Here is a 24047-nt window from a genome sequence, read left to right as displayed (position 1 = left end):
GAGGTTGCAATGAAACGCCTGTACCCCCTGCTGCTCGGCCTGGCCCTGGTGGGCCAGGCCTGCTGGGCCGACGACCTGCTGGACAATGCCGACCTCGCGCCCGGCAACGACCTCGGCGACCCGGTGATCATCCGCCTGCTGCCGGCCGGCGCCGGCCAGGCTGCGGTGATCGAGCAGCAAGGCGCGGGCAACCGCGCCGCCCTCGACCAGAACGGCCAGGCCCTGCTGGGCCGCATCGTCCAGGCCGGAGGCGCGCAGGAAGCGTACATCTTGCAGGAAGGTAGTGACCTCATGGCCATTATCAGCCAACAGGGAAATGGCAACAGCGCGTCGATCCGCCAGAGCGGCAGCAGCAACAGCGCGGCCATCGAGCAGATCGGCAACGACAACAGCGCCAGCATCGTGCAGTCCGGCACTGGCCTCAACAGCTCCGTGACTCAGGCCGGCAATGGCCAGCACGTTCAGATCACCCAATACCGATAGACCTGGAGGCACCCCCATGTACAAGCTCGCTCCGTTAAGTGCCGCTATCGTCCTGGCCCTTGCAGGTCAGGCCATGGCTGCTGACAGCACCTCGTCCCAGACCCAGGACGGCAAGGAAAACATCGCCGAAGTCAGCCAGTCCCTGGCGCCATTCGCTTCGGCCACCCAGACCCAGACCGGCAAGGGCAACAACCACCTGGCGGTGCAATCCGAGAGCACCAGCGATATCCAGCAGAGTGCCAGCGGCCAGTACAACGCCGGCTACGCCGACCAACTGTTCGAGAACGGCAGCCAGGTCACCCAGCACGCCAGCGGCAGCTACAACGATGCCTTCGTCAGCCAGTCGCTGGGCCTGGGCAACCAGTCGCTGCAAACCCAGCAAGGCGCCGAAAACACCTCGACCGTGTGGCAGGACAGCCAGGAAGGCAGCAAGGCCACCACCTGGCAATCCGGCCAGCGCAACGAGGCCTTCATCGAGCAGACCTTTGGTGGCAGCAACAACAGCAGCAGCATCAACCAGACCGGCCAGGACAACTACGCCGCCGCCGAGCACCTGAGCTACGTCGATGGCGATATCCAGGTCTACCAGGATGGCAAAGGCAACTGGGCGTATGGCGACCAGCGCGACGGCACCGGCGGCACCATCGGCATAGGCCAGTACGGTGGCGGCAACTCGGTGGAAGTGTGGCAGGACAACCAGACTGCCAGCCAGGCATCGGTAACCCAGTCCGGCCAGCTGAACGAAGGCTATATCGACCAGAGCTTCGGCATGAACAACAAGGTCAGCCTGTCGCAACAGGGCACGGCCAACGCCAGCTGGTCGGACCAGTTCGAGACCAACAACTCGACCACCACCATCACCCAGACCGGTAGCAACAACCTGCATTTCACCTACCAGAACGGTGAAAACCTCAACCTGACCACCAACACCAAGGGCAATGGCAACAGCGTCACTGCCAGCAACTGGAAAGGCGCCAAGATGGGCGGCCAGTTCGGTACCAACCAGAACGCCACCATCAACCAGAACGGCAATGGCAACGGCGCCAACCTGACCCAGAACGGTGACAACCAGCTGGCCACGCTGACCCAGAAAGGCACCGGCAACCAGATGGAGACCAAGCAGGCCGACATGAACAACGAGCTGTACTTCGAACAGAACGGCACTGACAACATCCTGATCGCCGACCAGCGTGGCACCGAAAACTATGCCTACGGCAACAGCCAGGGCAACGGCAACGTCATCAACCTGGACCAGTCCGGCTACAGCAACCAGAGCTACACCAATCAGCTGTACGGTGGCGGCAACGAAGCCACCATCAAGCAGGTTGACAGTTACAACGTCGCCTACGTGACCCAGGGAGGCCAGGGCAACAAGGCGTACGTCGACCAGAGCGGTGTCACCCAGACCGCGACCATCAGCCAGCTGGGCAGCGCGAACGTGGCCACCGTGACCCAGCAGTAGATCGCTCCCCCCTTGAACCGCGGTGCTCCTCTCCCTGGTGCCGCGGTTCCTTTTTATTCCTGTCAGAACTTCTTTTTTTGCCAACTAGTTCGCGGGCACGCCCGCTCCCACAGGTACTCCACTGCCGTCAAAGCCTGCATCAACCCTGTGGGAGCGGGCATGCCCGCGAATAGGCCAAGCCTGCCAAGCGCATTACAATGGTCCACACCCCAACCGATGCCTGACCCATGATCCAGTCCGACCTCGACCTGTTCGGCCCCCAGCCGCAACGCCTGGCCAGCCACACCGTGCTGCTGCCCGGCTTCGCCCTGGCCGAGATCGAGCCTCTGCTCGATGCCCTGCGCCCGGTGCTGCGTGCCGCGCCGTTCCGGCACATGCACACCCCGGGCGGCCTGCGCATGGCGGTAGGGTTGACCAACTGCGGCACGCTGGGTTGGGTCAGTGACGAACACGGCTACCGCTACAGCCCCTGCGACCCGCTCAGCGGCAAACCTTGGCCCGCCCTGCCCCCCGTGTTGCTCGAACTGGCCAACCGCGCCGCAGCCATGGCCGGGTTCGACGGCTTCGTGCCGGATGCCTGCCTGGTCAACCATTACCTGCCGGGCACCCGCCTGAGCCTGCACCAGGACCGCGACGAGCAGGACTTCGGCCAGCCGATCGTGTCGGTGTCGCTGGGCTTGCCGGCGGTGTTCCTGTTCGGTGGCCTGCAGCGCGCCGACAAGACCCAGCGCATCCCACTGAGCCATGGCGATGTGCTGGTCTGGGGCGGCGAGGACCGCTTGCGCTTTCACGGCGTGCTCCCGATCAAGCCCGGCGTGCATCCGCGCCTGGGTGAACGGCGGATCAACCTGACCTTGCGCAAGGCCGGTGGCTGAATCGGACCAACGGCCCGCCACCCGGCGCAAACAGGATGAACGCGCATGAAACACGTTGAACATCTTGGCCAGGCAAGCTTCAAACGATATGCCATGCCCTCTTCAGCCTGGAGCCCGCCATGCCCTGCCAGCCCTGTTCCCCAACCCCTCACAGCGGAGCCGCGCGCCCATGAAAATGCCCTGCCGCGCGCCCAACGCCTCACTGCAACTCGATTACGTACGCGACACCCTGTTCGGCCCGGTGGCACAAAGCGTGGAATGCCAGTGCCAACTCGCCGCCCTCAACCTGCAAGGCCGCCCGGGCCTGCGCCTGCACATCTGCCCGCCGCTGCCCGACAAGGTCGACCGTGCCCACAGCGTGGCCTTCGTCTGGGACGGGCGCAGCTACCACGGTGTGGTCCGCGACCAGGGCAAGTGCGGTGATGGCGGCCTGAACCTGCTGCTGGAACTGCTGTAAGACGATCAACGGCGATCAACCCGGCTGAACCCACGGGGCGCGTCACATCTCCATAGCAAAAGGGCCCACGCCCGCCGGAGAACGCGGAGAACGCCAATGAACAGTCCGTTGCTCAAGCTCTTCACTCACCCCGCCGACGCCTGGCTGGATATTCGCCAGGCCGAGGAAGACCACCCGCAGCAATATCTGCCGCGCCTGCTGGCCTTGGCATTGATCCCCGCGGTGTGCCTGTTCGTCGGCACCACCACCTTCGGCTGGAGCCTGGCGGCCGAGGAGCGGGTGCGCCTGAGCATGGCCAGCGCTGCGCAACTGGCTGGCCTGCTCTATGCCACCACGGTCGTCGGGGTGATGTTGATGGGCACGATGATCCGCTGGATGTCGCGCGGTTTCGATGCGCAGCCCAGCCTCAACCAGTGCATCGGCTTTGCCGCCTACTGCGCCACGCCATGGTTCTTTGCCGGAGTGGTCGGCCTGCTGCCGATCCGCTGGCTGGCGCTGGCGGCGCTGCTGGCAGCCTCGGCCTACGCCAGTGTGTTGCTGTATGGCGGGTTGCAGACCTTCCTGCGCCTGAAGAAGGAACAGGCCATGCTGTTCGCGACCTGCGTGTGGGGAGTGGGGTTGCTGCTGCTGGTGACCATCCTGGTGGCGATGATCCTGTTCTGGTTCAACGGCCTGATGCCGGAATATGTGCGCCCGGCCAGCCTGGGCTGACCGGGGCGCGGCAGGCGCCTCAGGCAATCGCCTTGAGTGGCGCCGGGTGGCTGTCACGCAACGCGTGCAGCTGCCCCACCAGGTTGACCAGGTCGCGGCAACTGTTGAGGCTATGCAGGGGGACCCCGCTCAGGGTCACGCCCTCGTCGAGACTCTGGCCCTGACCCAGGCGGATGGTCAGGTTGGCGCCGTCCGTGCAGCTGACTTCGCAACGGTCGGGCAGGCAGGCCTGCTCGATCATCTGCCGCATTTCTAGCATCGAAACTCCTATCAACGACATGGTACGACCCTCTCTTTGGGATGGCCTGTTGTGTGAGTACGCCTTTGTCGGGCGAGGCGCCAATTGATATTGCGCATGCCGGAGCAGGCGTCCATGCGCCTGGGCAATGATCATGCGGGGAATCCTCTAGCACCTTAGTGGAAGATTGCCTGCGCAGTTCGAGTGTTCGAACGCGATGGCAGACTTAGCGACGAGCGGTGCCGGCAGGCCCCAGCGATGCCCACAGATGCTGCGCCGCATAGGCTCGCCACGGTCGCCAGGCCAAAGCTCGTTGCGCCAGTTGGGCGTCGTCGCCTTCGAGCAGGCGCAACGCCTTGACCAGCGCCACGTCGCCCAGCGGCAAGGCATCGGCCGCGCCGGCCTGGCGCAACGCCAGGTAGTGCGCGCTCCAGGGGCCGATCCCCTTGAGTTGGCACAGGTTGCGCAGCAGTTCATCCAGCACCTGCCCGCGGCGTAGCAGCCCGGGCTCGGCCAGCAAGGCACTGGCCAGCGTGCCCAGGGTGGCGGCGCGCGCCCGCGGCATGCCCATATCCTCGAACTGCGCAGCCGCCAATACCGGCAGCGCCGGAAACACGTGGCTCAGGCCTGGTGCGGGCCAGCGCAAGGGCACGCCGTGGCGTTGCACCAGGCGGCCGGCCAGGGTCATGGCACCGGCCACACTGACCTGCTGGCCCAGCACAGTGCGCATGGCCTGCTCGCAGGCGTCCCAGCCTTGTGGCACACGCAGGCCCGGGCGCTCCTGTAGCAGGCGGGCCATCAGCGGATCGCGGGACAGTTCGGCATTGATGCGCGCGGGGTCGGCATCAAGGTCGAAGACTCGCCTCAGCCTGGCGGTCAGGCCGGGTAGCGCGTGGGCCGGGACGCCTTCAAGGCGGACCCGCAGGTACTGGCTGCCCGAAGGTGTGGCGTGCAAGACGGCGTGGCGGCCGGCAATTACCAGGGTACGGCGGTAGGTGCCGTCGAGGCAGGTCTCGATGCCGGGGATGCAGCGGGCAGCGAGGAAGGCCAGGGTCGAGGGCCAGTGGTAAGGGGCGCGGTAGCGCAGCCACAGGGTGTGGTGGCCGGGGGTGGGCAATGATCGGCGCACGGCGTGCAGGGGGGTGAGCTTGGGCATGGCTGCATCATGCCAGCAAATGTAATACCTGTACCGGCCCTATCGCCGGCAAGCCAGCTCCCACAGGTACAGCGACAATCTCGAGAGCATCGCTGTACCTGTGGGAGCTGGCTTGCCGGCGATAGGGCCGGACAAGCCATTCAATCAACCAGGATCAATGCGCCGCACCGTCCCGTGCATCCTGCATCTGCCCGAACCGCCCGGCATGGAAGTCGTCGAACGACTCGGCAATTTCTGCCTGGCTGTTCATCACGAACGGGCCATAGCCCACGATCGGCTCGTCGATCGGCTCACCGCTGAGCAGCAGCAGGCTGGCACCTTCCAGCGCTTCGACGGCAACATCCTCACCGCTGCGGTCAAGCAGCACCAGGCTGGATGGGCCGGCTTCGCGCTCGCCGTTGATCCGCACATTGCCGCGCAACACCACCAGCGCCGCATTGCGGCCGGCGGCAACCGGCAGCTGCAAGGTTGCACCGGCATTCAGGCGCATGTCCCAGACATCCATGGCGGTAAAGGTTCGCGCCGGCCCCGAATGCCCACGATACTCACCTGCAATCACCCGCAGGCTGCCGCCCTCGCCGTCCAGCGCCACCACCGGGATGTCCTCGGCCAGCAGCGTCTGGTAGCCAGCCGCTGCGCGCTTGTCCCGTGCCGGCAGGTTGACCCACAGCTGTACCATCTCCAGCGTACCGCCAGTGCGGGCGAAGCCTGGGGAGTGGAACTCTTCATGGATGATGCCGTTGGCAGCAGTCATCCACTGCACGTCACCGGGGCCGATCAAGCCGCCAGCGCCGGTAGAGTCGCGGTGCTCCAGCTCGCCCTGGTAAACGATGGTCACGGTCTCGAAGCCGCGGTGCGGGTGCTGGCCAACGCCGCGCCGGGCACTGGTCGGGGTGAAGTCATGAGGGCCGGCATAGTCCAGCAGCAGGAACGGGCTGATCTTGCTGGCCAGGTTGTCGTAGGTGAACAGGCTGCGCACCGGGAAACCATCACCTACCCAGTGGGCGTGGGGGCTGCGGTGAATACCCAGAATCGTTTTCATGAGAAGGCTCCTCTCTTGGTTGAGATAACCTTATCAATGATGCCAATCAGGCGGTAGCAGGCTTGTTTGGCATTCATCGTTCCACTCATGGAACAGTCAGCCTTGCAAGAAACCGAGCGCCTGTTCGGCAGCAATGACCGGGTCTTCCTGCATGAAACAATGCCCACCTGCAACCTGCCTGGCGGTCACCTGAGGGTTGAGCGCCACCAGGCGGTTCACCGAATGGGGCACGAAGGGGTAGGTGTGCTCGCCGTACAGCACCCGCGTGGGCGTGCGGATCGCCGTCAGGCTTGCCCACATGCGCTTGGGGAAGGAACTGAAGATTTCCACTTCGCGGCTGGGCCGGCACTTGAGCACCACCGCTTCGCCACAGTCGCCGATGGCATGCTCGACGTAGGCCCGCAGCGCCGCATCGGTCCACCCCTTGGAGATGCCCCGCCCATGCAGCGAAGCCAGGGCTGCCTCGCGGTCGGGCCAGTGGCTGCGGCGGCTGGCGGCCTTGCGCGCCAGGGCGTGACGCTGGTGCAAGCCGACCAGGGCTGCCACCCCCATCACACCCAGCATGCGCCGGCTGAACAGTACCGGGTCAAGCAGCACGGCACGGGTGAACAGTTGCGGTTCACTGGCCAGGATCAGGCCGGTTAGCACGCCACCGAAGCTGTGCCCGACGGCAAAGCGCGGTACGTCGCCATACTCGCCCCGCCCGGCTGCGAAAGCCTCCACCGCCAGCGCAGCGGTGCGGTTCCAGCCACGAAACACCCCGCCATGGTCGCTGTCACCATGGCCCTGGACATCGCTGAGCCACAGGTCGAAATGTTCGCCCAGGCGCATCAGCAATGGCTGGTAGGCAAGGCAGCAGAAGCCGTTGCCGTGCAGGAAATGCAGCAGCGGCTTGCCACTGGCCGGGGTTCGCCAGCCACGCAGGGTGAAGCCTTCGGCGCATTCGTGGGACCAGGGAATCAACTGCATCGGCTTGCTGTACTCGCGGGGTCAGGAAAACACCGATTCTACAAACAGCAGCGGGTACAGTGAAATCACCAGCAACAAGGCCATCAGGACATTGAACAGCATCAGCCAGCGCGGGTTCTGCAACAGGTTGCGCAGGGCGCTGCCGAACATCACCCACACCCCCACGCTGGGCAGGTTGACGAGGGCAAACAAGGCAGCAATGACAATGACGTTGGTCACATAGCCTTGCGCCGGCGTGTAGGTGGTGATTGCACCGACTGCCATCACCCAGGCCTTGGGGTTGACCCACTGGAACGCCGCCGCCCCCCAGAAGCCCAGCGGTTTGCGGGCACTGGACGAGGCTGTGCCGACCGGCCCGGAGGTGGCGATCTTCCAGGCGAGGTAAAGCAGGTAGGCGGCGCCGCTGTAGCGCAGTACCGTGTACAGCGGCGGCCAGGCCTTGAACACCTCGCCCAGGCCCAGGCCAACGGCCAGCACCATTACCATGAAACCGACGCTGATCCCCATGGCGTGGGGGATGGAGCGGCGCACACCGAAGTTGACGCCCGAGGCCAGCAGCATGGTGTTGTTGGGGCCAGGAGTGATGGAGGACACGAAGGCAAACAGCACGAAGGCGGTGAGCAGATCGGCAGAGGCAAGCATGGCAGGCATTCCACATTTTTTATGGGTGCTGTCACACTAACGGAGTCGCCCTCCTCTGCGACCGATACAGTTTCACTAAATTGTGTAGATACACATCGCTGTACTGCTGCCACCAGACCAAGGAAGCCGTCACCATGAGCCTTACCATTCGCCCTGCCGTTCGCGCCGATGCCGAGCAGATCCTGGCCTTCATCACCGAACTGGCCGAGTACGAACGCGCTCGCCACGAGGTGATTGCGAGCGTTGCCGATATCGAGCGCAGCCTTTTTGGCGAGGGCAGCACCGTGCACAGCCTGATTTGCGAGCGCGATGGCCGGGCGATCGGCTTTGCCGTGTATTTCTACAGCTACTCGACCTGGCTCGGGCGCAACGGCATCTACCTGGAAGACCTGTACATAACGCCCGAGCAGCGCGGCGACGGTGCCGGGCGGCAATTGCTGCGGCATATTGCCCGCGAAGCGGTGGCGAATGATTGCGGGAGGCTGGAATGGAGCGTGCTGGACTGGAACGAGCCCGCGATCGGCTTCTATCAGAAGCTGGGGGCCGAAGCACAGGATGAGTGGGTGCGCTACCGGCTGGATGGGGAGAAGCTGGCGGCGTTTGCCCGGGGCTGACCGGGAGCGCTTCGCGTCCGGTTCGCGGGCAAGCCCTAATGCCGGTCAGGCAAGCAAAAATGGGGCCGCTTTGCGGCCCTTCGCGGGCTCGCCCGCTCCCACAGGAACCGCATATTTTCTAAGCCTAGCGCTAAACCTGTGGGAGCGGGCAAGCCCGCGAAGGGCTGCAAAGCAGCCCCATTCAAGCCGGCAAACGTTAACTGACCGGCATTACGGCAAGCCCGCTCTCTTTGCACATAACTCAGCCGCTCCCACAGAGTACCCGCAGCGCCCGCAAACTCGATTCTGGCAATTGACGGCAGCCCCGCCCCATGGTCTCCTTATGCCTCGCGTTCAGGTGCCCCCGATGGGGGTGAAACGGGAAACCGGTGCGTCACAGGCCCTCCAGCAGGGCCGGACAAGGCCGGTGCTGCCCCCGCAACGGTAAGCGAGCGAAGCGTCTGTACCACTGTGCCCGATCACCCGGCATGGGAAGGTGACGCCTTTCAGGAGCCTGGCTCCTCCTCGCAAGCCCGGAGACCGGCCTGGCGTTCATGAACACCCCGCGGTGGGCGGGCGCTGTTGCATTCCCCTGGGCTGCCACGCTCGGGGCTGCCGCGCTTGCCCGTTGCCCACAAAAAGCAGAGGAACGCGTCATGCCCGTCACCAGCGCCAAGCAACACAGCATCACCACCCCCGTCACCCTCAGCCAGCGTGTCGTCATCGCCGTCGGCGCCAGCCTGCTGGGCCTGTGCCTGGTGTACTTCGCCGGCTTCTCGCACATCGAGGCCGTGCACAACGCCGCCCACGACACCCGCCACAGCGCCGCCTTCCCCTGCCACTGAGTACGCCCGATGATCACACGCATTGCCCGTACCGCGGGCTTCAGCGGGTTGCTGGCGGCCTTGCTGCTGACCTTGCTGCAAAGCTTCTGGGTCGCCCCGCTGATCCTCGAGGCAGAAACCTACGAATCCTCGGCCCCGGTCGCCCAGCACGAGCATGCCGGCGAAGTGGCCGCCCATGAACACAGCGCCGAAGCCTGGTCGCCGGAAGATGGCTGGCAGCGGGTGCTGTCCACCACCGGCGGCAACCTGGTGGTCGCGGTCGGCTTCGCCCTTATCCTCACCGCCCTGTACAGCCTGCGCGAACCCAAGCGTGCCGGCACCGGCGCACTGTGGGGCCTGGCCGGCTTCGCCGTGTTCTGCCTGGCCCCGACCCTGGGCCTGCCGCCGGAACTGCCAGGTACTGCAGCCGCCGACCTGGGGCAACGTCAGGCCTGGTGGATCGGCACCGCCAGCGCCACCGCGCTGGGCCTTGCCCTGCTGGTGTTCGCCCGCCACTGGTTGCTGAAGGCGCTGGGCGCCGTGCTGCTGGTCATTCCCCATGTGATCGGTGCGCCGCAACCCGAGGTGCACGAGAGCCTGGCCCCCGCCGCACTGGAAACCCAGTTCAAAGTGGCCTCCTGGCTGACCAACGCCGCCTTCTGGCTGGCCCTGGGCCTGCTCAGCGCCTGGCTGTTCCGGCGCTCCAGCCAGGCCTGATGCCTGCCTTCTACGCCGGCTTCGGCTGCCGCCGGGGTTGCCCGGCGGAGACGCTGGAAACCTTGCTAAGCCAGGCCCTGGCCAACCAGGGCCTGGCGTTGGCCGACCTGCACGGTATCGCAAGCATCAGCCTGAAGGCCGACGAACCCGGCTTGCAGCAACTGGCCGAACGCCTCGGCGTGCCCTTGGTGTTGTACGATACCGCGCAATTGCAACCCTACGAACTCCAGCTCAGCCACCGCTCCGCCGCTGCCCATGCCCACTGCGGCTGCTGGGGCGTGGCGGAGAGCGCGGCTTTGGCGCTGGCCAGCCAGCGGCTCGGCACGGCCAGGTTGCTGCTGACACGCCAGGTACTGGGCCCGGCTACCCTCGCCCTGGCCTGTTGAACGTTTCCCCTCTTTCCTGCAAGGACTTTCCATGACGGTCTACTTCATCGGCGCCGGCCCCGGCGACCCGGAACTGATCACAATCAAGGGCCAACGGCTGATCCGCCAGTGCCCGGTGATCATCTATGCCGGCTCGCTGGTACCGGCCGCCGTGCTCGAGGGCCACCAGGCCGAGACCGTGATCAACAGCGCCGAACTGCACCTGGAGCAGATCATTGCCGCCATGCGCAGCGCGCATGAGCAAGGCCTGGATGTGGCCCGGGTACACAGTGGCGATCCCAGCCTGTACGGCGCCATCGGCGAGCAGATCCGCCATCTGCAGGCGCTGGGCATCGATTACCAGATCATTCCCGGGGTCACTGCCACGGCGGCCAGCGCCGCCCTGCTCGGCTGCGAACTGACCCTGCCCCAGGTAGCGCAGACCGTTATCCTTACCCGCTATGGCGACAGTTCGCCGATGCCGCCCGGCGAGCAATTGGGCGACCTGGCGCGCCATGGCAGCACCCTGGCGATCCACCTGGGGGTCAAGCACCTGTCGCGTATCGTCGAAGAACTGCTGCCGCACTACGGCGCGCACTGCCCGGTGGCGGTGGTGCATCGCGCCACCTGGCCGGACCAGGACTGGGTGCGCGGCACCCTCGGCGATATCGTCGAACGCGTCGCGGCCAAGGGCTTCCGGCGCACGGCGCTGATCCTGGTCGGCCATGTGCTGGGCGACACACCGTTTGCCGAATCGGCCTTGTATCGCGCCGGGCATGCCCACCTGTATCGCCCTGGCGACTGAGCATTGCCAGGTTCGCCACGGGCGTAGCAGACTCCGGTTTCCCGCCTGCAAACAGGAGTCATGCCCATGCTGGACCTACGCCCAAATTGCGAGTGCTGCGATACCGACCTGCCGGGTGACAGCCCCGATGCGCTGATCTGCTCCTTCGAATGCACCTTCTGCCGCACCTGCGCCGAAACCCGTTTCCAGGGCCGCTGCCCGAACTGCACCGGCCAGTTGGTGGCACGCCCGACACGGGTCGGCCAGGCGCTGGCCAACAACCCTGCCTCGACCCAGCGCGTGAGCAAAGCACACTCCGCCTGCGCGTGATCTACTTCAAAACATTCAAAAAAACAGACATCGCCGCTTTGCCAGGGTGATGTCTTTCCTATTTTTTGTAGGACTTTTCAACAACAAGTGCGGAGACTTTCAACACTTCTATACTCGGCATTACCAAATTTCGGGAATGGTCGTATCGTGCAGCGCTTCCGATAACCCCACTTGCAGACGTATTCCTGAGTGATCCAGGAAGCGGACCACATCCTGACAGGAGTTTTCTTCATGACTACCGTGCTGATCGTCGACGACCACCCCATCGTCCGGTTGTCCTTGCGCATGTTGCTCGAACGCGAGCGCTTCCGTGTCGTCGGCGAGGTCGCCAATGGCAGCGAGGTGGCGCAAGTAGCCCGCGACCTGCGCCCGGACGTGGTGATTCTCGACATCGGCCTGCCCGGCCTGGATGGCATGGAAGTGATCAAGCGCCTGCAATGCCTGGAGCCGGCGCCCAAGATCATGGTGCTGACCGGTCAGGCCACCGACCTGTATGTGCGGCGCTGCCTGGATGCCGGCATCGGCGCTTTCGTCACCAAGGAAGAAGACCACGAAGCGTTGCTGTTTGCCCTGAAGGCCCTGGTCAAGGGCTACTCGACCTTTCCGCAGATGTCGGTCAACAGCAACTCGCTTGAAAGCGAGCCGGTGCGCCTGAACAGCCTGTCCAACCGGGAAATGGAAGTGCTGCGACGCCTGGCGCGCGGTGAGAACAACAAGAATATCGGCACCTGCATGAACCTCAGTGCCAAGACCATCAGCACCTACCGGGGCCGCATCATGGAAAAGCTCAAGACCGAATCGCTGGTTGAGATGGTCGACCTGGCCAAGCGCAACAGCGTCTATTGAGCGCTCGGTGGCAATGAAGCGCCTGCTGGCAAGCGCCCTTCTGGTCATCGGCCTGGCCAGTTCCGGCGCGCTGCTGGCCAACAGCGAACCCCGCCAGTTGCTGGCACGCTCGGTCAGCGCCGCCGCCCCGCTGGCGCTGTCCAGCGAAGAGCGGCAATGGCTCCAGCAACGCCAGCACCTGGTGCTTGGCAGCTCGCGGCCCGACTACCCACCGCTGGAAATCAATGTCAGCCAGCGCGACTATGAAGGCCTCAGCGCCGATTACGCAGGCATCATCGCTGAACAGCTGGGCACCACCATCGAAGTACGACGCTACGACAGCCGCCACGAAGCCATCGCTGCGCTACGCGACGGCCGTATCGACCTGCTGGGCAGCTCCAACGCCTTCGAGGCAGCGGATGCCCAGCTCAGCCTCAGCGCGAGCTACGCCGACGACCTGCCGGTCATCGTCACCCGCGAGGGGCACAGCCTGAAGAACACCCCCGACCTCGCCGGCCTGCGCCTGGCCATGGTCGATCATTACCTGCCGGCCAGCAGCGTTCGCAGCCTGTACCCCAAGGCGCAACTGAGCCTGTATCGCTCGACGCTGGCCGGGCTGGCCGCCGTCGAACTGGGCGAGGCCGACGCCTACCTGGGAGATGCCATCAGTACCGACTTCGCGATTGGCAAGAGTTACCAGGGCACACTGAAGATCGACCACTTCTGCCAGGTCGCCCCCGGGGCGTTTGCCTTTGCCCTGGCCAATGACAACCCGCGCCTGCGCCAGTTGGTCGACAAGGCACTGGCGCGCATCAGCGAAAGCGAACGCCTGAACATCCTGCGCCGCTGGAGCAGTGGCAACACCAGCCTGTTGCTGCAACGCCACCTCACCGCCCTGACCACCGAAGAAGAAGCCTGGATCAGCGCAAACCCCAGCATCAGCGTGCTGGTCAACACATCGCTGGCACCACTGACCTTCAACGACGCCCAGCACCGCCCCAGCGGCATTACCCTCGACCTGCTCAAGCAGATCTCGCTGCGCACGGGGCTGCATTTCAAGCCGGTCGAAAGCCCGTCGGCGCAGGCAATGGTCGAGCGCCTGGCGCGCGGCGATGCGCAGATGATCGGCGCATTGGGCTATAGCGCAGACCGTTCGAAACAACTGCGCTATACCCGCCCCTACCTGGTCAGCCCGCGGGTGCTGGTCACCCGCAGCGACAATGCATTACCGGCGCAGACCATGGCGCTGGACGGCCAGCGCATCGCCCTGGTGCGCGGCTCGCCGCAACGGGCCGTGCTGCAACAACGCTACCCGCAGGCCAGGATGGTCGAAGTGGATAACCCCCTCGGCCTGATGGAAGCCGTGGCCAACGGTGCCGCCGACGTCGCCTTGAGCAGCCATATCAATGCCGCCTACTACATCAGCCATGTGTTCAAGGACCGCCTGCGCATTGCCAGCGTGCTCGACGACGACCCGGCCATCGCCGCCTTCGCCGTGGCCGCGGACCAGCCGCAGTTGCAGGCAATCCTCGACAAGGCGCTGCTGAGCATTCCGCCCGAAGAGCTGGACCAGTTGATCAACCGCTGGCGCACCACCACCCTGGTCAGTGACAGCCCTTGGCGCGACTACCGCACCCTGGCCTTGCAGGTGCTGGTGCTGTCGGCCTTGCTGCTGGCCGGGGTAGTGTTCTGGAACAGCTATTTGCGCAAGCTGATCAACCAGCGCACCGAGGCCCAGCATGCCCTGCAAGCGCAGCTGGCGCTCAGCCGCGGCCTGCTCGAGCAGCTGCGCCAGGCCAAGGACGACGCCGAACAGGCCAGCCAGACCAAAAGCACCTTCCTGGCCACCATGAGCCATGAAATCCGTACCCCGATGAATGCCGTGATCGGCCTGCTGGAGTTGGCCCTGGAAGACAGCCGCGGCGGCCGTTGCGACACCCAGACCTTGCAGACCGCCCACGATTCGGCCATCGGCCTGCTTGAGCTGATCGGCGATATTCTCGACATTTCCCGCATCGAATCCGGGCACATCACCCTGCAGCCGGTACCCACCAACCTGGTCGAACTGGTACGCGCCACCGTAAGGGTGTTCGAAGGCAATGCACGGGCCAAAGGCCTGCACTTGCACAGCGAGCTGCCCGCTGCGCCGGTCTGGGTACTGGCTGACCCGCTGCGCCTCAAACAGGTCTTGTCCAACCTGATCAGCAACGCCATCAAGTTCACCGACCGCGGCGAAGTCCAGGCCAGTCTGCTGCTCTCGCCCGCCGACAATGACAGCCTGGCAGTGGAACTGAATGTGCGAGACACCGGTATCGGCATCGGCCCAGCCGACCAGGCCCGGCTGTTCAATGCCTTCGTCCAGGCCGATGGCCCCCGGGCACGCCAGGGTGCCGGCCTGGGGCTGGTCATCAGCCGCACCCTGGCCGAGTTGATGGGCGGCACCTTGAGCCTGCAGAGCGTCGAAGGCGTAGGTACCAAGGTGCAGGTCAGCGTGCGGCTGCCCGCGTGCGCAGCACCGGTACAGGTCGAACAGCACGCCCCGGAGCTGGAAAGCAGCAGCGGCCCGCTGAACATACTGGTGGTCGACGACTACCCCGCCAACCTGCTGCTGCTGGAGCGGCAACTGCATACCCTGGGGCATCGGGTCACGCTGGCAGAGAACGGGGAAATCGCGCTGGCACGCTGGCAGGCAGCGCGCTTCGACCTGGTGATCACCGACTGCAGCATGCCGGTCATGGACGGCCACGAACTGACCCGCCGCATCCGCAGCCTCGAGGGCGAACGCGGCCTGGCGGCATGCCGCATTCTCGGCGTCACCGCCAACGCCCAGGCCGAGGAGCGTGCCCGCTGCCTGGCCAGCGGCATGGACGAATGCCTGTTCAAACCCATTGGCCTGCGTACGCTCAAGGCCCACCTGCCCCACGCTCACCCCCGGCAACAGCCGCCAGCGCGACGCGCCAGCGGGTTCAACCTTGGCGAACTGCGGCACCTGACCCAGGACGACGAACAGCTGACGCGGAATCTGCTGGAACAGCTGGCACAAAGCGTCAGCGAAGACCTGGCCACCTTGCGCACACTGGCAGCAGATGCCCCCGGCGAGGCTGTGCGCGCCCTGGCTCACCGGATCAAGGGTGGGGCGAAGATGCTCAAGGTACGCACGCTGGTCCACGATTGCGAAGCCATCGAACAGGCCCAAGGCCAAGGCCTGCCGACGACTGACCTGCGCCTGCAATTGCAGGCCAGCCTGGAGACCCTGCTGGACGAGTTGGGCGATGCGCTCAATGCAATTGCAGCGTCGAACTGATCTGGCTGATGGCGTTTACCACGTGCCGTGAACCCTGCTGGATTTCCATGATCACCGTGCCGGCCTCGTTGGCCAGCGCCACGCCATGATCGGTGCGTTTCAGGCTCGACTGCATACTGGCCACGGCCAACAGCGACAGGTCGTGGTTCTGCCGCACCACGTCGACAATTTCCAGGGTGGCCTTGCTGGTTCGCGCCGCCAGGTTGCGCACCTCGTCGGCCACCACGGCAAAACCGCGCCCGTGCTCGCCGGCGCGGGCCGCCTCGATGGCCGCGTTCAAAGCCAGCAGGTTGGTCTGGTCGGCAATGCCACGGATGGTCAGCACGATCTGCCCGATCACATCCGACTGCTTGCTTACCGCATCGATGCTGCGTGCCGCGTCGTTGAGTTCATGGGAAATCTGCTCGATCACCTGTACCGCCTGCTGTACCACCTCGGTGCCCTTGCGCGCGCAGGCATCGGTCTGTACCGAACTGGCATGGGCAGCATCGGCAGCGCTTTGCTGGGTGCTGACCTGATGGGTGATGTCGCTGGCGAACTTCACCACCTTGTACAAGCGGCCCTTGCTGTCGAAGATCGGGTTGTAGGACGCCTCCAGGTAGACCGTCCGGCCATGTTTGTCGACGCGTTCAAAACGGTGCGAATGGTATTCGCCGCGGTTGAGCGAAGCCCAGAACTCGCGGTACTCGGCCGATTCGCGCTCATGCGCCAGGCAGAACAGCCCGTGATGGCGACCGACCACCTCGTCCAGGCGATAGCCCATGGTGTCGAGGAAGTTCTGGTTGGCCTTGATCACCCGGCCTTGCGGGGTGAATTCGATCACCGCCATGGAGCGGCCGATGGCCTTGAGCAGGCTTTCGCTCTCGTGCTCCTCCATCACCCGCTGGCTGATGTCGGATGCCACCTTGATCACGCTGGTGACCTGGCGCTGCTCGTCCAATACCGGCATGTAGCTGGCTTCCAGCCAGACTTCGCGGCCGGCCTTGTCGATGCGCTCGAAGGTACCGCTGATGGCCTTGCCCAGCCCCAGTTCACGCCACAGTTGCTGGTATTCGGCGCTTTTCGCGTAGCCAGGGTCGCAGAACAGCCGGTGATGCTTGCCGCGCAACTCCTCGGCGCTGTAGCCCATGGCCTGGCAGAAGCGCTCATTGGCATCGAGGATCGTGCCGTCGGGGGTGAACTCGATCATTGCCATGGAGCGGCTGATCGCCGCCAGCTTGGCCTGCAAGCTGGCCAAGGCCTCATGACTGCGCTGGATCTCGACCAGATCGGACTTGCGGTGGAAATCGAACATGACGCCGGGCTCCTGTATGCGCGGTGTCCTGAGCATAGATCGCCGTTAGCGCCATGCAAGCACAGTGCTATCACCTTGTAATTAATGCATTCATAGTACGGAGCGCGCTTCTTGACCAGGATGGGCAAGCGTCCGGGCTCAGGAACTCTCCCGCACCATCAACTCGAAGCCCAGGTCCTGCTGCGCATTCGGCACCCGCTTGCCATCTAGCAACGCCAGCAGCGCCTGCGCAGCACCGCGCCCCACGGCGGCCCGAGGCGTGCGAATCGAGGTCAGCCGCGGCACCATGTGCGCCGAAGCCGGCAGGTCGTTGAAACCGACCATCGCCACCTGCCGCGGCACCTCCACCCCTTGGCGCAATGCCTGCAGCACCGCGCCCTGGGCCAGGTCGTCGTTGCAGAAGAAGATACCGTCGACATCCGGCGCCTGCTGCAGCAACTGGCTGAACAACGCGCTGCCCAGGGCAATGGAAGAAGGCTCCGGCGCCAGCACTTCCAGCTCGGCCGCCTGCAAGCCGGCCTCGGCCAATGCCTGGCGAAACCCTTCGGCACGCTGCATCACCCGCGGGTCGAGCTGCGCGGCAATGAACGCCAGGCGCTTGCGCCCGCGCTCGATCAGGTGGCGGGCCGCGGCGCGCCCGGCCTGCTGCTGCGAGAAACCGACCGACAACGCCCCGGCCTCGCCATTCAGTTCCATCATGTGCACACAGGGCACGCCACTGGCCGCCAGCATCTGCCGCGATGCCTCGCTGCGCTCGAAACCGGTCAGCAGCATGCCGCAGGGCTGGTAGGCCAGGTAGTTGCGGATCAGGTTCTCTTCTTCGGCAAGATCGTAGTGATAGTTGCCGATCAGCACCTCGAGCCCACGCGGGCGCATGACCTCATGAATGGCTTCCAGCGTGTCGATGAACAGCTGGTTGGACAGCGACGGGATCAACACCACCACCGACTGGCTGCGCGCCGACGCCAGGGCACGGGCCGCCGGGTTGGCCACGTAGCCGAGGCTCGCTGCGGCAGCAACGACCTTTTCCACCAGCTCCGGCGCAACCGTGCTGACCCCACGCAGGGCGCGGGAGGCGGTAATCGGGGAAACCCCGGAAAGCCTGGCAACTTCTGCCAGGGTGGGACGACCTGTGGTGCGGGAGCCGGTGCGGGACATGGATGTTGTAATTTTACTACTTGCAAGGAAAGGGAACGGCCACTAAGGTAGCGCTGTCTCAGGACGCAGGCAATGTAATCTTTGGTAGCAGCCACCGCGCGCGCGGCCAAGCGTCCATACTGCGTAAGGACAAGATCAATAACACCGGGGAGGTGGCTGTTCGTCGACGACGAGACAGCGCTATCTCACCCGCAGGAGGTACTGATGAATTCTCCCCTGTCCGCCATCGTGGTGATGGGCGTGGCCGGTTGCGGCAAAAGCTGCATCGGCGCTGCAATCGCCGCCCGAAGCGGCGGCCGCCTGATCGAAGGCGACGCTTTCCACCCTGCCGAAAACATCCGCAAGATGAGCGCTGGCATCCCCCTGGACGACAGCGACCGTGCCGGCTGGCTGGTGCGTCTTGGTCAGGAGCTGCAAGCCACGACCCAGGCCGGGGAACGTCCGATCCTGAACTGTTCGGCCCTCAAGCGCCGCTATCGCGACTCCCTGCGCGATGCCATGCCCGGGCTGGTGTTCGTGTTCCTCGAGCTGTCACCCGCCGAGGCGGAAAAACGCGTGCTGGCCCGCCCAGGGCATTTCATGCCGGCGAGCCTCATCGACAGCCAGTTCGCTGCCCTCGAGGCGCCACACGGCGAACCCCTGACCCTGGCACTTGACGCCACCCAGCCCATCGAAGCGCTTGCCGAAGCGGTGGACAGCTGGCTAAAGGGCCGCGGTGAGCCGGGCCTGGCACAAACCGCCTGACCGTGGCGGCTTTCCCGGCCCACCCAAGACAGCGCTACCCTGCCCCATAAGCGCAAGCAAAGTTACAAAAAAGCTACGCCAAAACAACGATAAGACCGAGGCCTTCAAACCATGTTCGGACTGGCTACTGATACCTTCCTGCTGCTCGACGCGCTGGTTACCATCGTCGGGCTGATCCTGCTGATCACCCACTTCAAAGTCCACCCCTTCGTCGCCCTGACCATCGCGGCCGGCTTCCTTGGCCTGACCTCCGGCATGCCGGTGGCCAAGGTCATGAAATCGTTCCAGGACGGTTTTGGCGGCGTGCTGGGCTTCGTCGGCATCGTGCTTGCCCTGGGCACCATGCTTGGCAAGCTGATGGCCGACTCCGGGGGGGCCGACCAGATCGCGCAAACCCTCATCCGTGCCTTCGGCAAGAAGAACGTGCACTGGGCGATGATGTTCGCCGCCTTCCTGGTGGGCATTCCGCTGTTCTTCGAAATCGGCTTCGTGCTGCTGATTCCGCTGGTGTTCATCGTCGCCCGGCGTTCCGGCGTATCGCTGATCAAGATCGGCATTCCACTGCTGGCCGGCCTGTCGGTGGTGCACGGCCTGGTGCCCCCGCACCCGGGCCCGCTGCTGGCGATCGGCATCTTCCATGCCGACATCGGCAAGACCATCTTCTATGGCCTGATCGTGGCGCTGCCTACCGCCATCATCGCCGGCCCGCTGTTCGGTAACTTCATTTCCCGCTACATCCCGGGCACCCCGTCCCAGGAGCTGATGGACCAGATCGCCAAGGAGTCCGACCAGGGCAACCTGCCAAGCTTCACCATCACCCTGGTCACCGTGCTGCTGCCGGTGGTGCTGATGCTGCTGAAGACCTTCGCCGACGTGGTGCTGCCAGCCGAGCACATCGTGCGCCAGTGGATGGACCTGATCGGCCACCCCATCACCGCCCTGCTCGCTGCCCTGCTGCTGGCCTTCTACACCTTCGGCTCGGCCCGTGGCTTCAACCGCCAGCAGATCATGAAGATGCTCGACCAGAGCCTGGCACCGACCGCGGCGATCGTGCTGATCGTGGGTGCCGGCGGCGGCTTCAAGCAGATGCTGGTAGACACCGGCGTGGGCAACGTGATCGGGCAGATGGCCGTGCAGGCGGAGATTTCGCCGATCATGCTGGCCTGGCTGGTAGCGGCGGTAATCCGCATCGCCACCGGTTCCGCGACGGTCGCCACCATCACCGGCGCGGGCATCGTCGCACCGGTGATCGACCTGGTGCCTGGGGTCAACCGTGAGCTGCTGGTGCTGGCCACCGGCGCCGGCTCGTTGATCCTGTCCCATGTCAACGACGCCGGTTTCTGGCTGGTGAAGCAGTACTTCAACATGACCGTGGCGGAAACCTTCAAAACCTGGAGCATGATGGAGACCATCCTGTCGATCGTCGGCATCATCTTCATCATGTTGCTGTCGCTGGTGGTGTAACCGTTGATCGGGGTAATGGCACCTTGAAGCTTCGGGTAGGGCCGAACGGAAGTATCAGCCCTACCAGAAGCAAAGGAGCCTGCCATGCCCCGCCCAAGCATCCTGCTGATTGCCCTGCTCGCCGCGCCATTGGCCATAGCTGCCGGCACCGGCCCCACCTACCCCGACGACCCGCACAACCCGGCGCCCAAGCCGGGCGCGGACAGCACCCTCAACCCGATCGAAAAGCCCATGCCGCGGGACACCGACCCACGCATAAAAGGCAACGACCCGGACAGCCCGCCCGCTGAACAGAATGACAACCGGGATTTGCCGGGTATGGATGGCAGTGGCTCGGAAGGTACCGGGCGGCAGGGAGCAGCCGATAATCAGCGTTGATCAATGCCCCTGAATGCAACTGTCTTGCTCAAATTCCAAAAGTTGGCGCAATCCCTGTAGGAGCGGCTTTAGCCGCGAAGAATCCAACGCGGTGCATGGCACCGGCTGCGCCGGTGTTCGCGGCTAAAGCCGCTCCCACAGGGGCCCCTGTACGGCCCGTTATCCTTTGCTCACCACTGGCGCTTGTCCGGCCTGGTCAGCCCCAGTTTCTCGATCCGGTAACGCAGCATGTCCCGCGACAACCCGAGCATGCGCGCCGACTTGGTCACGTTCCAGTCCGTGCGGTCCAGGGTCTTGCACACCAGGTCGCGCTCCATGTCCGGCAGGCTGGTGCCGGGCTCGGGTTCGTGCCGGGGCATTTCGAACACCGCAGGCGCCGCCTGTTGCACCAGCGGCTCGTCGATCAGGGTCATGCACAGGTTGAGCTGATGCGCCTGCACCACCTCGTTCGGTGCCAGCAGCACGGTCTGCTCCAGCATGTTGCGCAGTTCGCGCACATTGCCTGGCCAGCTGTAACCGAGCATCAGGTTTTCCGCCTCGGCGGAAAAACGCAGGTTCGGCTTGCCATAACGCCGGCCATGATGGGCCAGGAAATGCCGCGCCAGCAGCAGCACGTCCTGCCCGCGGGCATACAGGCGCGGTACCTTCAGGGCGATGATGCGCAGGCGGAAGAACAGGTCGCGGCGGAACTTGCCCTGCTGCACCATCTGCTCCAGGTTGCAGTTGGTAGCGCTGATCACCCGCAGGTCGACCTTGCGCTCCTTTACCGCGCCGATCCGGCGGATACTGCGGTCTTCCAGCAACTTGAGCAGCTTGGCCTGCAGCACCAGGTCCATCTCGCCAATCTCGTCGAGGAACAAGGTGCCGCCATCGGCAGCCTCCACCAGGCCCACCCGGCGCTCCTTGGCGTCGGTAAAGGCGCCCTTCTCGTGGCCGAACAGCTCGGCCTCCAGCAGGTTGGCCGGGATCGAGGCACAGTTGAATTCGATGAACGGCCCCTTGCTGCGCGAACCATCGAAATGCAGGGCGCGGGCCACCAGCTCCTTGCCGGTACCGGTCTCGCCTTCGATCAGCACCGGTGGCAAGTCGTCGCTGGCCATGCGCCGCTCGGCATCGAGCACCTGGCGCAGGGTGTGCTTGAGGGTGAGCATCGTCGGTGATTCGCCGATCAACGCCTGCAACCCCGACTTCTGCGCCTCGCGCTCCTGGTAGAACGACAACGTGCGCTCCATGCGTTCGGCAGCCAGCGCCTTGTCCAGGGTCAGCTTGAGCTCGGCCAGCACCACCGGCTTGGTCAGGTAATGGAAGGCGCCCTCCTTCATTGCCTGCACGGCATCTTCGACATTGCCGTAGCCGGTCATCATGATCACTTTCAGGTCCGGCACCTGCGCCACCAAGGTACGCAGCAGGTCGTGCCCGCTCATGCCCGGCAGCGAGTTGTCGGTCAGCACCGCATCGGGCTGGCCCCGCTTGATCTGCTCCAGCGCCAGTTCCGCGCTGTGGCACACGGTGACCTCGAAGCCCTTGAGGCTGAGGTAGGTGCGAATATTGTCGGCGAGAATTTCATCATCCTCGACTACCAGGATGCTGTGCTCCATGGTCCCCTCCCGCTGCGATATTGAATGTGAGGCTGACGCGGGTTCCTTCCTCTTCGCGGCTGCTCAGGCTGACCGAGCCGCCAAAACGTTCCATGATGCGTTTGACCAGGGCCAGGCCTACGCCGAGGCCGCCCTGCTTGGTGGTGTAGAACGGCTTGAACACCATCCGTTCCTGCTGTTGGCTCATGCCCTTGCCGGTATCGCTGAGGACGAACTCGGCACGCTGCCCATCCTGCACATTGACCTGGGCACGCAGCATGCCGCCTTCGGGCATGGCTTCCAGGGCATTGGAGAACAGGGTGTTGAGAATTTGCGTAAGCTGTAGCGGCTGGCTGGCCACCCATTGTGCCCCGGGGCCTTCGTAGCAGAAGCGCACGTTGTTGCGTTCGATCTGCTGGGCGAAGGCCAGGTGGGTGTCCTCGATGGCCGTCACCAGGTCCACGGCCTCGGCGTCGTCACTGGTCGGGCGCAGCGACACCAGCAAGTCACGCACCCAGCGCGACATGCGGTCGACCTGGCTGATGATGTCGGTGATGTTCTTCTGAGCCGCGGGGTTGGCGATTTCCTGGGCCAGTTCGGCGCTGGAGCGGATGTTGGCCAGCGGGTTGCGCAAGCTATGCGCCACCGCCGAGGACATCTCGCCCAGGGCCACATAGGTTTCACTGGCCACCAGCCGGTCCTGCTGCAGGTGCAGCAGTTGCGCTGCGCGGCGCACGATCCAGAACAGGCCGAAGTAGACCAGCGCCCCGCCCACCAGGGTCGAGGCCCAGATCAGCACATAGCCGCGCTGGATGCGCCGGACCAGGTCTTGAGGCTCCTTGTAGATCTCCACCATGGCCAGCACCTGCTCGCCCTGGCTGTCGAACAGCGGGATGTAGTTCTCGATGAACAGGTAACGCGGCTCACGCTGGAACTTCTGCTCTTCGCGGTCATCGTCGGCCTGGTGGTAGCTGGCCGACACCGCCTTGCGCGAGCGGAAGGCGCGGTCGAGGTCGCCATCGGCCTCGATGCGCTTGCCGATCAGCTCCCGGTTGGTCGACCAGACGATGGTACGGTCGCGGGCATAAACGTTGGCCAGCAAGGTGTCCGGCAGGTGCTCGACATGGTCGAGGAACTCGACCCGGGTAGATTCAGCCAGGTCCGGGGTGAACTGCAGGTGCTGCTGGTCCAGGCGCGGGTCAAGCAACTCGCCCATGGTGGTGCCCGGCGGCAACTGCGAATGGCGCACTTCGGCCTGGGCCATGGCCTGGATGAACTGGGCGGTGAGCATGGCATCGCGCTCGACACTGTCGCGCACCACGAAACGCGTCGACACATAACCCAGCCCGCCTGCCACCGAGGCGATGATCAGCAGGCTGATGACCGAGAACCAGCGCAGCAGGTTGAATTCGCGCAATGGCACGGCCACACCGCTGGCGGTAGTACTGGCCTTGTCTGGCACTTCATTATCCAGCATCTGCATCGCGTGCTTCCCGCGCAGGGCGTCCGTTCAGAAATGCATCAAGGCGACGAACAGTAGCCAATTGATAGCACTCCACCCGTGCAGCCGCAGCTGCCATTTGTCGTGTGTTGCGCTCCGCCTGTCACGTTGCAAGAACCCAGCCAGCCACCCGGCTGATTTGATTAGTTTTTTA

24 protein-coding genes, 2 pseudogenes and 1 riboswitch are annotated in these 24047 nt (G+C 64.7%); of the genes and pseudogenes, 16 read left to right on the top strand and 10 right to left on the bottom strand.

Features of this window, described 5'->3' with window-relative positions; translation table 11 throughout:
* Nucleotides 1-9: 9 nt before the first annotated feature.
* From B2790_RS15405 to B2790_RS15385, 5 genes are all read left to right on the top strand, one after another.
* Entirely contained in the window at nt 10-483 is a 474-nt protein-coding gene (locus B2790_RS15405) for a curlin (RefSeq protein ID WP_025339292.1), read from the top strand.
* Nucleotides 484-499: 16 nt separating this feature from the next.
* On the top strand, nt 500-1945 hold the full coding sequence (locus B2790_RS15400; protein WP_286919149.1) for a curlin: 1446 nt from the start codon (nt 500-502) through the stop codon (nt 1943-1945).
* Nucleotides 1946-2172: 227 nt separating this feature from the next.
* Entirely contained in the window at nt 2173-2820 is a 648-nt protein-coding gene (gene alkB, locus B2790_RS15395) for a DNA oxidative demethylase AlkB (RefSeq protein WP_075046985.1), read from the top strand.
* Nucleotides 2821-2989: 169 nt separating this feature from the next.
* On the top strand, nt 2990-3277 hold the full coding sequence (locus B2790_RS15390; protein WP_025339295.1) for a hypothetical protein: 288 nt from the start codon (nt 2990-2992) through the stop codon (nt 3275-3277).
* A 96-nt stretch (nt 3278-3373) separates the two neighbouring features.
* Complete coding sequence (locus B2790_RS15385; RefSeq protein WP_286919148.1) at nt 3374-3988, top strand: Yip1 family protein; 615 nt, start codon at nt 3374-3376, stop codon at nt 3986-3988.
* A gap of 19 nt (nt 3989-4007) precedes the next feature.
* Here B2790_RS15385 and B2790_RS15380 read toward each other — a convergent pair whose 3' ends face one another.
* From B2790_RS15380 to B2790_RS15360, 5 genes are all read right to left on the bottom strand, one after another.
* Complete coding sequence (locus B2790_RS15380) at nt 4008-4268, bottom strand: DUF1652 domain-containing protein (protein ID WP_025339297.1); 261 nt, start codon at nt 4266-4268, stop codon at nt 4008-4010.
* Between the two features lie 184 nt (nt 4269-4452).
* On the bottom strand, nt 4453-5382 hold the full coding sequence (locus B2790_RS15375; protein WP_286919147.1) for a DNA-3-methyladenine glycosylase family protein: 930 nt from the start codon (nt 5380-5382) through the stop codon (nt 4453-4455).
* 154 nt (nt 5383-5536) lie between these two features.
* Nucleotides 5537-6424 (bottom strand): pirin family protein, encoded by an 888-nt coding sequence (locus tag B2790_RS15370; RefSeq protein ID WP_286919146.1) that lies wholly within the window; start codon nt 6422-6424, stop codon nt 5537-5539.
* Nucleotides 6425-6520: 96 nt separating this feature from the next.
* Complete coding sequence (locus B2790_RS15365) at nt 6521-7393, bottom strand: alpha/beta fold hydrolase (RefSeq protein WP_286919145.1); 873 nt, start codon at nt 7391-7393, stop codon at nt 6521-6523.
* Between the two features lie 21 nt (nt 7394-7414).
* Nucleotides 7415-8044 carry a LysE family translocator gene (locus B2790_RS15360; RefSeq protein WP_286919144.1) on the bottom strand — a complete coding sequence of 210 codons (630 nt, stop codon included), beginning with the start codon at nt 8042-8044 and terminating at the stop codon, nt 7415-7417.
* 125 nt (nt 8045-8169) lie between these two features.
* Here B2790_RS15360 and B2790_RS15355 point away from each other — a divergent pair, with 125 nt between their 5' ends.
* From B2790_RS15355 to B2790_RS15320, 8 genes are all read left to right on the top strand, one after another.
* Nucleotides 8170-8649 carry a GNAT family N-acetyltransferase gene (locus B2790_RS15355; protein WP_025339303.1) on the top strand — a complete coding sequence of 160 codons (480 nt, stop codon included), beginning with the start codon at nt 8170-8172 and terminating at the stop codon, nt 8647-8649.
* A gap of 318 nt (nt 8650-8967) precedes the next feature.
* A riboswitch (cobalamin riboswitch) is annotated at nt 8968-9191 on the top strand.
* Between the two features lie 93 nt (nt 9192-9284).
* Complete coding sequence (locus tag B2790_RS15350) at nt 9285-9473, top strand: CbtB domain-containing protein (protein WP_025339304.1); 189 nt, start codon at nt 9285-9287, stop codon at nt 9471-9473.
* 9 nt (nt 9474-9482) lie between these two features.
* Nucleotides 9483-10169 (top strand): CbtA family protein, encoded by a 687-nt coding sequence (locus B2790_RS15345; protein ID WP_075045338.1) that lies wholly within the window; start codon nt 9483-9485, stop codon nt 10167-10169.
* Complete coding sequence (locus B2790_RS15340; RefSeq protein ID WP_286919143.1) at nt 10169-10555, top strand: cobalamin biosynthesis protein; 387 nt, start codon at nt 10169-10171, stop codon at nt 10553-10555. Before B2790_RS15345 ends, B2790_RS15340 begins: the two co-directional genes overlap by 1 nt.
* Before the next feature lie 31 nt (nt 10556-10586).
* A complete protein-coding gene (gene cobM, locus B2790_RS15335; protein WP_085615512.1) occupies nt 10587-11339 on the top strand; it encodes a precorrin-4 C(11)-methyltransferase in 753 nt (250 codons plus the stop codon).
* A 66-nt stretch (nt 11340-11405) separates the two neighbouring features.
* Entirely contained in the window at nt 11406-11648 is a 243-nt protein-coding gene (locus B2790_RS15330; RefSeq protein WP_137164101.1) for a DUF1272 domain-containing protein, read from the top strand.
* Nucleotides 11649-11879: 231 nt separating this feature from the next.
* Nucleotides 11880-12494 (top strand): response regulator transcription factor, encoded by a 615-nt coding sequence (locus B2790_RS15325; RefSeq protein ID WP_286919142.1) that lies wholly within the window; start codon nt 11880-11882, stop codon nt 12492-12494.
* 13 nt (nt 12495-12507) lie between these two features.
* Nucleotides 12508-15777, top strand: a complete 3270-nt coding sequence (locus tag B2790_RS15320; RefSeq protein WP_286919141.1) for a transporter substrate-binding domain-containing protein — start codon at nt 12508-12510, stop codon at nt 15775-15777.
* Here B2790_RS15320 and B2790_RS25040 read toward each other — a convergent pair.
* From B2790_RS25040 to B2790_RS15310, 3 genes and pseudogenes are all read right to left on the bottom strand, one after another.
* A pseudogene (locus B2790_RS25040) lies at nt 15752-16174 on the bottom strand (methyl-accepting chemotaxis protein); the annotation flags it as partial. The gene B2790_RS15320 and the pseudogene B2790_RS25040 sit on opposite strands and share 26 nt — an antisense overlap.
* Before the next feature lie 114 nt (nt 16175-16288).
* Nucleotides 16289-16972 (bottom strand): annotated as a pseudogene (locus B2790_RS25035) (PAS domain-containing protein); the annotation flags it as partial.
* A 237-nt stretch (nt 16973-17209) separates the two neighbouring features.
* Nucleotides 17210-18229, bottom strand: coding sequence for a LacI family DNA-binding transcriptional regulator (locus B2790_RS15310; protein ID WP_025339312.1), 1020 nt, complete (start codon nt 18227-18229; stop codon nt 17210-17212).
* Nucleotides 18230-18433: 204 nt separating this feature from the next.
* Here B2790_RS15310 and B2790_RS15305 point away from each other — a divergent pair, with 204 nt between their 5' ends.
* From B2790_RS15305 to B2790_RS15295, 3 genes are all read left to right on the top strand, one after another.
* Nucleotides 18434-18973, top strand: coding sequence for a gluconokinase (locus B2790_RS15305; RefSeq protein WP_286919139.1), 540 nt, complete (start codon nt 18434-18436; stop codon nt 18971-18973).
* A gap of 111 nt (nt 18974-19084) precedes the next feature.
* Nucleotides 19085-20437 carry a GntP family permease gene (locus B2790_RS15300; protein ID WP_015270532.1) on the top strand — a complete coding sequence of 451 codons (1353 nt, stop codon included), beginning with the start codon at nt 19085-19087 and terminating at the stop codon, nt 20435-20437.
* An 84-nt stretch (nt 20438-20521) separates the two neighbouring features.
* On the top strand, nt 20522-20815 hold the full coding sequence (locus tag B2790_RS15295) for a hypothetical protein (RefSeq protein ID WP_286919138.1): 294 nt from the start codon (nt 20522-20524) through the stop codon (nt 20813-20815).
* Between the two features lie 170 nt (nt 20816-20985).
* Here B2790_RS15295 and B2790_RS15290 read toward each other — a convergent pair whose 3' ends face one another.
* Together B2790_RS15290 and B2790_RS15285 are read right to left on the bottom strand one after the other, a co-directional pair.
* Nucleotides 20986-22413 (bottom strand): sigma-54-dependent transcriptional regulator, encoded by a 1428-nt coding sequence (locus B2790_RS15290; RefSeq protein WP_025339314.1) that lies wholly within the window; start codon nt 22411-22413, stop codon nt 20986-20988.
* The gene (locus tag B2790_RS15285) at nt 22382-23875 is read right to left on the bottom strand and encodes a sensor histidine kinase (RefSeq protein WP_286919137.1); all 1494 of its coding nucleotides are present in this window, start codon (nt 23873-23875) and stop codon (nt 22382-22384) included. Before B2790_RS15285 ends, B2790_RS15290 begins: the two co-directional genes overlap by 32 nt.
* Between the last annotated feature and the right edge of the window lie 172 nt (nt 23876-24047).

The organism is Pseudomonas sp. UBA6753, assembly GCF_002453565.1.
In the GTDB taxonomy this organism is placed as follows: Bacteria; Pseudomonadota; Gammaproteobacteria; order Pseudomonadales; family Pseudomonadaceae; genus Aquipseudomonas; species Aquipseudomonas putida_Z.
This window is presented reverse-complemented; position numbering and strand designations above follow the sequence as displayed.

Excerpts from the sequence above, each read along its gene's own strand:
- B2790_RS15400 (WP_286919149.1), top strand. The coding sequence starts at position 500 with ATGTACAAGCTCGCTCCGTTAAGTGCCGCTATCGTCCTGGCCCTTGCA.
- B2790_RS15310 (WP_025339312.1), bottom strand. The coding sequence starts at position 18,229 with ATGTCCCGCACCGGCTCCCGCACCACAGGTCGTCCCACCCTGGCAGAA.
- B2790_RS15405 (WP_025339292.1), top strand. The coding sequence starts at position 10 with ATGAAACGCCTGTACCCCCTGCTGCTCGGCCTGGCCCTGGTGGGCCAG.
- B2790_RS15355 (WP_025339303.1), top strand. The coding sequence starts at position 8,170 with ATGAGCCTTACCATTCGCCCTGCCGTTCGCGCCGATGCCGAGCAGATC.
- B2790_RS15330 (WP_137164101.1), top strand. The coding sequence starts at position 11,406 with ATGCTGGACCTACGCCCAAATTGCGAGTGCTGCGATACCGACCTGCCG.
- cobM (WP_085615512.1), top strand. The coding sequence starts at position 10,587 with ATGACGGTCTACTTCATCGGCGCCGGCCCCGGCGACCCGGAACTGATC.
- B2790_RS15385 (WP_286919148.1), top strand. The coding sequence starts at position 3,374 with ATGAACAGTCCGTTGCTCAAGCTCTTCACTCACCCCGCCGACGCCTGG.
- B2790_RS15390 (WP_025339295.1), top strand. The coding sequence starts at position 2,990 with ATGAAAATGCCCTGCCGCGCGCCCAACGCCTCACTGCAACTCGATTAC.
- alkB (WP_075046985.1), top strand. The coding sequence starts at position 2,173 with ATGATCCAGTCCGACCTCGACCTGTTCGGCCCCCAGCCGCAACGCCTG.
- B2790_RS15340 (WP_286919143.1), top strand. The coding sequence starts at position 10,169 with ATGCCTGCCTTCTACGCCGGCTTCGGCTGCCGCCGGGGTTGCCCGGCG.
- B2790_RS15325 (WP_286919142.1), top strand. The coding sequence starts at position 11,880 with ATGACTACCGTGCTGATCGTCGACGACCACCCCATCGTCCGGTTGTCC.
- B2790_RS15320 (WP_286919141.1), top strand. The coding sequence starts at position 12,508 with ATGAAGCGCCTGCTGGCAAGCGCCCTTCTGGTCATCGGCCTGGCCAGT.
- B2790_RS15300 (WP_015270532.1), top strand. The coding sequence starts at position 19,085 with ATGTTCGGACTGGCTACTGATACCTTCCTGCTGCTCGACGCGCTGGTT.
- B2790_RS15370 (WP_286919146.1), bottom strand. The coding sequence starts at position 6,424 with ATGAAAACGATTCTGGGTATTCACCGCAGCCCCCACGCCCACTGGGTA.
- B2790_RS15290 (WP_025339314.1), bottom strand. The coding sequence starts at position 22,413 with ATGGAGCACAGCATCCTGGTAGTCGAGGATGATGAAATTCTCGCCGAC.
- B2790_RS15375 (WP_286919147.1), bottom strand. The coding sequence starts at position 5,382 with ATGCCCAAGCTCACCCCCCTGCACGCCGTGCGCCGATCATTGCCCACC.
- B2790_RS15365 (WP_286919145.1), bottom strand. The coding sequence starts at position 7,393 with ATGCAGTTGATTCCCTGGTCCCACGAATGCGCCGAAGGCTTCACCCTG.
- B2790_RS15295 (WP_286919138.1), top strand. The coding sequence starts at position 20,522 with ATGCCCCGCCCAAGCATCCTGCTGATTGCCCTGCTCGCCGCGCCATTG.
- B2790_RS15285 (WP_286919137.1), bottom strand. The coding sequence starts at position 23,875 with ATGCAGATGCTGGATAATGAAGTGCCAGACAAGGCCAGTACTACCGCC.
- B2790_RS15350 (WP_025339304.1), top strand. The coding sequence starts at position 9,285 with ATGCCCGTCACCAGCGCCAAGCAACACAGCATCACCACCCCCGTCACC.
- B2790_RS15345 (WP_075045338.1), top strand. The coding sequence starts at position 9,483 with ATGATCACACGCATTGCCCGTACCGCGGGCTTCAGCGGGTTGCTGGCG.
- B2790_RS15360 (WP_286919144.1), bottom strand. The coding sequence starts at position 8,044 with ATGCCTGCCATGCTTGCCTCTGCCGATCTGCTCACCGCCTTCGTGCTG.
- B2790_RS15305 (WP_286919139.1), top strand. The coding sequence starts at position 18,434 with ATGAATTCTCCCCTGTCCGCCATCGTGGTGATGGGCGTGGCCGGTTGC.
- B2790_RS15380 (WP_025339297.1), bottom strand. The coding sequence starts at position 4,268 with ATGTCGTTGATAGGAGTTTCGATGCTAGAAATGCGGCAGATGATCGAG.